We start from the raw sequence: 7,977 nt of genomic DNA on the forward strand, positions 1-7,977 counted from the left end.
TCTTCTTAATAAAAGCGGATACAGGATCAAAGCCCCGTGCCATGCAAAGCTATATAGATTCATAAAGTTAAGAACAGGATAATAGATAGTCCAGTCTGGAAAAAGAAGTGCCGCTATAGATCCTGGCATGATAAGCACATAGGCCAGTTCCCCAAAGAAATCTTTAGCCCATTTCCACGGCAGATATTCTCTAAGCAAAAAAATGAATATACCAATACTACAGACATGGAGCGGCAAGTAGGCTACAGAAAATCTGTGAACACTTATCAAAAATGCATCTTTAAATATTTCCATAAAAAGCATGACAACAGGAATAAGCTTAATAATAAAAGTCCTCTTCCTGCTGTCAGCTTTTAAAAGATGACAAATCAGTATTAATACTATAAGTATAGTTATACCAGAACTTAAAATATGTATTTCTCCAAAAAGCGGATACCCCATCCCTGATGGAATGTCATCCTGCTGTTTCCAGAAATATTCCATACTACGCCTCACGACAAACATTGATAGTTGAGTAAAAAAAGACATATGGGATCATCATATTACACGGATGATTCCATGGAAAAAGCTGTATCGTCAGCCTGCTTCCAGCGTATAATCAATGTGTCAGAAGTCAGATCTCTTTACATAAGAACAAGTGACTATGAAGATGCAGAGATTGTTGAAGTTGTCCTGCCAGAATAAATTGATGATAACAAAAAGCCTACAGACAGTGTTGCAACTGCAACATTGTTGCTGTAGGCTTTTTTTAAAGGAGTCATGTTCCTAATCCTTATCAAGTCAGCTCCGTATACTTCTTACTACTCCCATAGCTCTTCTCTACAGGATACTTAGCCGCATTCTTCTGAATCTTATCCATAATGGCATCTTCAATATTAATGCCAATCTTATCCGCCATAAGAATGCAGTAATTCATAACATCCGCAAGTTCCTCTGTGGCAGCCTCCTTGTCATATTCCGGGCTCCACTGGAAACACTCCAGAAGCTCTGCTGCCTCTATCGAAATACTCTTTGCAAGATTCTCAGGAGTATGGAACTGATCCCAGTCCCTGTCCTTAGTAAATTTCAGTACTTCTTTCTTAACCTCTTCAAAATCCATAGCTGTCAAAACTCCTCCACATATTTCATAAAATAATCTCTAAGCTTCTTATCGCATACATACAGATAAGTGCCTCGGATTCCCCTTGTCATCAAAACATAGTATATATTTTTGATATACAGATCCAGTTCCTCATCCGAAGCTGACTGCTTACCGCGCTTGTCATAATAGTTGGACCTGTCTACATATATCCTGCCCTTTTCCTCATCGTACTTGATATCATTACCAAGAATGACAAAAGCATAATTAAGGTCATATCCAGCACTTGTATGGATACATCCAACCTCATCAAGCGCTCCATCGCTATTGATCCAGTTATTAAGGCAATGATTCCACCTCTTTTTGACACATTCAAGTTTGCTGAAATAGTTCTTATTAGCAATACCATCATTTTTATTTGTAATAGTATACTTGCCATCAGCAGAAACGAACTGGATTAGCTTAGACTCATAATCAAAAGTTACAGACTGATTGAATCTGCCGGAATATATGAAATGAACTGTATTGAATTCACGCTTTTCCTTATTGTTATAATGCTGCTTCATTCTCTCCGCAACATTAGTAGATTCGCCGATATAGACCTTATCTCCATTTTCCAGGATGTAAAGCATCGGCCAGTTGCCAAGATAATCATCGTTTCCATAGCTGTCGCTGGGGAATTTATGATTGGTTATGACGTAGAGGTTTTCTTTGGTAGCTTCAGAATTGTTCATATAATTGCTCCAGTCTTAGGGGTTCTATAAAGCAACTATAATAAGTATACTACAGATTCTTTTAGTCTTAACTTTCATTTCAAACTTCCAACATATTTGTTAAAACATTACGGATTCTCAACAAAAACAACATTTGTTTTTAAGTAGGCTAAATACTATTATTATTTATAGGTGTAATACCGTTAATTTATCCTGCTAATATATCGGAGGAAGTGATGCGAAAAAGAATCTTTGAAATCATCGAAACAGCCAAAGATGACGACAAAATTAGTTCTATCTATGATGCTATAATGTTGCTAGCGATCATTATAAGCATAATTCCATTAGGATTTAAGCAGTCTTTTCCAATTTTTTACTATACAGACCTTATAACAACTAGTCTTTTTATTATCGATTACTTTTTGAGACTGATAACTGCTGACTATAAGCTTAAAGAGCATTCAGCTGTAGCTTTTGTAAAATATCCTTTCACACCTTGGGCTATCGTGGATCTTGTATCTATTCTTCCAAGTCTCACTGTTCTCAATCCAGGATTTAAGCTATTCCGTCTGTTCCGTATCATCAGAACTCTACGTGTACTAAGAGTTTTCAAAGCATTCAGGTATTCAAAGAGTATCAAGATCATAGCAAGAGTTATAAAGAATTCTCGAGGCCCACTAATGGCTGTATGTACACTTGCAATCTGCTATATTCTCATTTCCGCTCTAGTTATCTTCAATGTTGAAGCTGATTCTTTTGATACGCTCTTTGATGCGATTTACTGGGCAACTGTCTCTCTTACTACTGTAGGTTATGGAGACATATACCCCATAACAACCGCTGGGCGAGTTATAACTATGATATCTTCCGTCTTTGGTATAGCTGTCGTTGCACTTCCGGCAGGTGTCATCACTGCAGGATATCTGGAAGCTCTTACTGAAAGCAAAAAAGAGAATGACAACATTGAATGAACACCTGATAAAAAATGGCACAGCAGTCAATTTCTGCCATGCCACTATATTTACGTAAAAAAGCAAAGCCACAAAATATTCTGTATATGCTCATTTTGTTTTAGTTGATGAAGAAGTCGTTGATGAGGTTGTATCATCAAGCTTTCCAGGATTACATTTCTTGCATGCTCTATATCCGTCATCTACAGCTTCTTGTAATGTGGTTTCTATCTTACTTTTCTTGAGGCTAGAGCATCCAGCAGTATGATAACATTCACCTGTCTTGGTTACATACACTACCGTGTCACCACTTGCTGCAAGAACTGTATTTGCTGGGGCAAACGCGCTAGTAATTAGAACCGTAATAATAGTTACCACTAAAAATCTTTTCTTCAATACATTGCTCATCAGCAGTCCCTCCTTGAACATCAATCTCACGGATTACAACGTTTACATGGATCATATCCCTGATCTATGAGCTCTTCTCTTGTTCCGCTGTAATACCATTTATTTGATTCCTTCATATCATTAACACTATCACATGTCGGATAGTGGAATTTATGAGTATTGGTGTTGGCTACATAATTGTACTGCTGCGTGGTCTGGTCTGTAGAGCTTCTGGTCAGATCTTCTTCAGAACTATCATTTGTTGTAAGCACATATCCGTCTATAGCGCTGTTACTGCCGTCTGCATAATTTATATTTACTCCCGGCTGCACGTTATAGCAGAATACGTTGAAGCAGATTCCCTGTCCTGAATCTTCTACGGAATAGCTTTCAATCTGAACTCCTGTGCACAAGAGGTTATTGCCTTCAAATACAGGTGTAACCCTGTACATAACGTGATTACCGGTTGATTCTATGTAATTCGCAACCATATTTTCATATGGAAGCATACCATCAACGTTCATGTACCTTGTACCTGTGACAAGGTTGTTCTCATTAGCATTCTCACCAGTGAGCTGATAGCCTATAAGATGGCATCTATTGTAGAGATATGGCGGATCTGAGTCAACGAGTCCTGGGTACTTGTTCTGATTCCAACCTGTAGGTTTTATAGTGCCGATCGATTCGCGAGGTTCTGTAGGCATGAGGTCCTGGCCTATGCATGCAACGGCTGTTGTACATCTTCCAAGACTGTCTAATGCTCCATACTGTTCGTATGATACTGTGGTGATATCGGAAGCTGCGAAGGTTGGTATATTGCCGTTTAGGACTACTGATGCACTTCCTGTATAAGCCGGTATGTCGCTCTTGGCATGGGCTTTGGTAAGTGTTAATCCCGGCAGGCTACTTATCAGTCCTATAATAATGAGCATCGCCAATATTCTGTTTATCTTAAAGTTTGCTATTCTCATGTATTTATCCTCTATCTCTTTTCCCAAAAGGTAATAAAAAAGGCACTGCACAGCTGCAATGCCCATTACTCGTGTTACATGCAACTGGCTGACTCTGAGAGTCCCTATAGCTTTGTGTCACCAGATTGCTCTGGCTTTACCGTTTATATGTATTCGCTATTTAGTTAAGTCCAAGTATAATTATTTCCTTCTGCCATGTCAATATGTTCATGGCGCTTCCTCAGCCGAACACCGGAACATCCTCGAAGTCATCTTCCGTATACTCATCGCATATAACGCCATCTTCTATCTTAAATCTGACGCCTACTCCATCATCGGTGATAAGATCGACATATGTCTCTCCATCTGTTTTGTACAGTGTAAGGTTTGATCCTGCAGGAATAGTTTTTTCGGTCCAATAATACTCACTGTCAATATTGTCAGATGAATCTAATGTCATCTCCTTTTTGGTCACGATAGTCTCACCTGTCTCTCCAACAGGTTTGCCGGGATTGATAGAATCGATGCCTACGTAGTACTCAAACTTATCAACGCTAACAGGCATGCCGTCAAATCCAACTGTAAAAGTCTTCTTAACTACAGACCTGCCAAAGATATCCTCAGTTTTAAGAAGTACAAAACTGTTTGCATCTGTGATGTCATTATAGAACAAAGAGTAATCTTCATATATGCGTGGTTCGCTTATCTTGGTATTGTTCAGATCAAATACATACAATGTGTCGCTGTTACCCTCGTCTAATATGTTTATGTACAGATAGCTCTTTCCATTTGCTTTTTCTATTAAAAACATGTTTTCAGTATTACATAATATTTTTTCCTGGTACTGGGAGTCGCCATTTGAAAGAGTGAATTCTTTATAATACTCCTCGGGTACATTTACCGAAAGCTCAAATTCCTCTCCGCCTACAGTAAAACTGTTTTCCTCTCCTTCAAGCTTTGAAACCTTCCAGCTAGGTGCTGTCAGTTCATTATTGAGCTCTATCAGGTTTTCATCGCCGCTAAGACTATCTATCTCATCTCCGGTTCCTTTGACCAGATCACTGATCCTGTCTACGATCTCGTCCTGTGTCAGGTCTTCACCTGTGTAGCACTCATACTCTGTTTTGCCTTCATAATCTTCAGACCAGTCATCAAGTTCATCATCTGAAGGCACTCCGTCCCCGTCTTTATCCTCATAGTTATAGTATTTCTCTGAATATGCCAGCGAGACTTTGTAGTTTTCATCCATCGTCATGTAGTAGGTATAGAGAATTGCTCCAGCATAATCTGTATTATAATTTTCTGCAAGACCCGCTTTGGGATAGTAGTCGTAGCCGCCGTTACCGCCTGCGCCGTAGCCCCAGTCATCTATCGAGAGTATTAGCTTTCCATCTGCGAAGGTATACATGCTGACACTGTAGCCCGGATAATCGATCACAAGCTCCGGAACGTCATCATCATCAAAGTATATGAGTTTATACTCATAATCTGCATAGTCATGGCCTAGGCAGTATCTGCTGGCGATCATCTCATATGCTTCCTGATATGAGTCGAACTGTCCATCGGGATGTCCATCTGTTAGAAAAGCTATAGTTGCAGCTGCTGAAAAGTCACTTCCAAAATAGTCCTCAATAGCTTCAGGTTTACTAAAAGTACTATAATAGTTATAACTATCACTATAATCCTCGTACTCTCCGGTACAGATCTGGATCATCTCTCCTTCCTGAGTATCTCCGACTACAACTACATCTGAGATACCATCAAAATTGATGTCGCATATTCCAACTTCACTGATTTCATCATAATATGTATCATCTTCCTTTAGAGAGTGATGACGGGAATAATACACCTGTGCAAGTTCTGTATCGTCCTGCATTATCTTGAATGAAGACCACTTGCCTGCGTCCTTATCAATAAGCGGTATGAGTTCAACTTCGCCAAATGGCTCCATGGTTACTTTCATGGAGTTTTCATCAAATGCTACTACCTGATAGCCATCGCCTGAATAAGATTCTTCTGCCTCATCTTCTGTCTCTTCGGAAGTCTCATCTTCCTCTTCATCAGTCTGTTCTGTTTTTTTATCAGATGGATCACCTGATGACTTGCTATTCTCTTCACCTGCTGCATTCTCCTTGCTTGCTTCCTCAGTAGAATCGGCATTCATCGACAGATCTGTATTGACGCATCCTGTAAGTGTGAGCGCGAGGATACATGCTACTACTATTTTTCTTTTCATAATCGTCACTGACCTCCATTAAACGCATATATGAATGATACCACGGGATGAGGATATATTTGCAAGTTCTCTGATGAAAGGGAGGTTTTAGGGGATGGATGTCAGCCATGATCGTTTTTTCTAGTGAGAAGGGCCGGAACCCAAAGTTACTAGCCTTAGTATTCGGTATGAGTCCATGTTATATAATTTTAAAAATTGCGGCGGCGCATTCTCGTGACTTTAGTGAGTCATCCCCAGATTTTCTCTAATGGCTGATTGCAGAAATAATGCTATAATAACATAAGATATATAGATTATTGAGACTTCTTTGATTGGGTGAGCTGATATGCTAAGTATATATTTTGGTGAAAAAGAAGATGTAATGCATGGACCATCATGGTTCAAATTTAATTATGATGAAAAATGGCTGGCAGATCCTTTTGTGGAAGAAATGATGGCTGATATAGACAAGTCACATTATAAAGGCGGACAGCTGATAGAAAGTGAAGTTTTGGGGCCGATTCCACCGGAGAGGCTCTCAGGCGGCTTGCAGACTCTTATCTGCATATATAAAAGACCGGATCTTGTTTTTAATGCCACAAGCTGCGGCGAGAATTGTGCTAAATGGCTGGCTGAGATAGGCAGAAGGGAAGATGTAACTGTTAACCTCAGGTATTATATGCCATTTGATGATTGCGGTGAAATTGATTTTAAAATTCTAAATGAAAATAAAAAAGTAACAAATGCTAAAGATTATATGCATGTAGCGTTACAATACGTTTGATGTTGGAGAAGCATTTTATATATGAAAAATAAGCATCATATTGTTGTAGAAACACAACGACTAAAATATGAATTTGATATAAAGAGGAACATAACTGTCATTCAGGGGGATAGTGCCACGGGCAAGACTACTCTTGTGGAACTTTTAGGAACGTATTCCAGATTCGGAAAAGAAAGTGGAATCAGCCTACAGTCAGATGTTCCTTGCGTGGTATTTGGTGGAGATGCAGGCATTTGGAAGACTATTCTCGAAGCATACCAAGACAGCATAATATTTATCGATGAAGATTATTCGTTTATCTATTCCAAGGACTTTGCAGAACTGATACAGAAGTCTTCAAATTATTATGTGTTGATCACAAGACAACCCTTATACAACTTGCCTTATAGCATCCAGGAAATATATGGTATCAGGACTACAGGGAAATATCATTATCCGGAAAAAATATATCATGAGTTTTATCAGATATATGACAATTTAAAGCCTTATTATATTGAAGGTAAAAACAAAGATGCCATCATCGCCGTTTTACCTGAAGAGTTAAGGAAAATCATATGGTAAGAATGAGCTGGTAGCCAACAGGAATTTTTTCCGGAGGGCTTTGACCCTGTTGATTTCATCTTCAAAATACTATCTTACTAAGGAAATATTTCCCCTCCACAGAAGAAAACATTACTTTAAAACCATATTTTCTTGCCACCTGCTTTACAACACGGATTCCAAGACCATGCTCCGGAAGATATGTATTTTTTATTTTTCCATTCAATGCCTTTATCTTCTGCTCATTAGTGCCTTGCCCATTATCACATATTGTCAGCTTAGCTTTTCCTTTGCCATAATCGGATAAGGATACTTTTATTTCGCAGCCTTTCTCATTATGAGCAATAGAATTGATAATGA

The 7,977-nt window shown here is 38.9% G+C and carries 11 protein-coding genes and 1 riboswitch; of the genes, 4 read left to right on the top strand and 7 right to left on the bottom strand.

What is annotated here, in order from left to right:
* The coding region (locus tag K6G87_RS09210; RefSeq protein WP_296836205.1) for a TMEM164 family acyltransferase at positions 1-483 on the bottom strand (483 nt) is incomplete at its 3' end.
* Positions 484-558: 75 nt separating this feature from the next.
* Between K6G87_RS09210 and K6G87_RS09215 the strand changes: the two genes are divergently transcribed.
* Positions 559-684: a hypothetical protein gene (locus K6G87_RS09215; protein WP_296836208.1), complete on the top strand. Its 126-nt coding sequence runs from the start codon at positions 559-561 to the stop codon at positions 682-684.
* Positions 685-775: 91 nt separating this feature from the next.
* Here the strand turns inward: K6G87_RS09215 and K6G87_RS09220 are convergent, their stop codons facing one another.
* Entirely contained in the window at positions 776-1,099 is a 324-nt protein-coding gene (locus K6G87_RS09220; RefSeq protein ID WP_296836210.1) for a nucleotide pyrophosphohydrolase, read from the bottom strand.
* 5 nt (positions 1,100-1,104) lie between these two features.
* Positions 1,105-1,812: a GIY-YIG nuclease family protein gene (locus K6G87_RS09225; protein WP_296836212.1), complete on the bottom strand. Its 708-nt coding sequence runs from the start codon at positions 1,810-1,812 to the stop codon at positions 1,105-1,107.
* A 215-nt stretch (positions 1,813-2,027) separates the two neighbouring features.
* On the opposite strand from K6G87_RS09225, the gene K6G87_RS09230 reads away from it, so the two are divergent.
* Positions 2,028-2,762 (top strand): ion transporter, encoded by a 735-nt coding sequence (locus K6G87_RS09230; RefSeq protein WP_296836214.1) that lies wholly within the window; start codon positions 2,028-2,030, stop codon positions 2,760-2,762.
* A gap of 90 nt (positions 2,763-2,852) precedes the next feature.
* Here the strand turns inward: K6G87_RS09230 and K6G87_RS09235 are convergent, their stop codons facing one another.
* The 3 genes from K6G87_RS09235 to K6G87_RS09245 all read right to left on the bottom strand — a co-directional run bounded on the left by K6G87_RS09235 (position 2,853) and on the right by K6G87_RS09245 (position 6,314).
* Entirely contained in the window at positions 2,853-3,149 is a 297-nt protein-coding gene (locus K6G87_RS09235; protein ID WP_296836216.1) for an Ada metal-binding domain-containing protein, read from the bottom strand.
* A gap of 26 nt (positions 3,150-3,175) precedes the next feature.
* A complete protein-coding gene (locus K6G87_RS09240; RefSeq protein WP_296836218.1) occupies positions 3,176-4,099 on the bottom strand; it encodes a DNA/RNA non-specific endonuclease in 924 nt (307 codons plus the stop codon).
* A 76-nt stretch (positions 4,100-4,175) separates the two neighbouring features.
* Positions 4,176-4,250: riboswitch (cyclic di-GMP riboswitch) on the bottom strand.
* A gap of 69 nt (positions 4,251-4,319) precedes the next feature.
* The gene (locus tag K6G87_RS09245) at positions 4,320-6,314 is read right to left on the bottom strand and encodes a hypothetical protein (protein ID WP_296836221.1); all 1,995 of its coding nucleotides are present in this window, start codon (positions 6,312-6,314) and stop codon (positions 4,320-4,322) included.
* A gap of 325 nt (positions 6,315-6,639) precedes the next feature.
* Here K6G87_RS09245 and K6G87_RS09250 point away from each other — a divergent pair, with 325 nt between their 5' ends.
* Both K6G87_RS09250 and K6G87_RS09255 read left to right on the top strand, forming a co-directional pair.
* Positions 6,640-7,077, top strand: a complete 438-nt coding sequence (locus tag K6G87_RS09250) for a DUF4869 domain-containing protein (protein WP_027217702.1) — start codon at positions 6,640-6,642, stop codon at positions 7,075-7,077.
* A 21-nt stretch (positions 7,078-7,098) separates the two neighbouring features.
* Positions 7,099-7,638 carry a Fis family transcriptional regulator gene (locus tag K6G87_RS09255; RefSeq protein WP_296836225.1) on the top strand — a complete coding sequence of 180 codons (540 nt, stop codon included), beginning with the start codon at positions 7,099-7,101 and terminating at the stop codon, positions 7,636-7,638.
* Positions 7,639-7,699: 61 nt separating this feature from the next.
* Here the strand turns inward: K6G87_RS09255 and K6G87_RS09260 are convergent.
* Positions 7,700-7,977: ATP-binding protein (locus K6G87_RS09260; protein WP_296836227.1), on the bottom strand; the 278-nt coding region annotated here is incomplete at its 5' end.

It is taken from the genome of Butyrivibrio sp. (genome assembly GCF_024699075.1).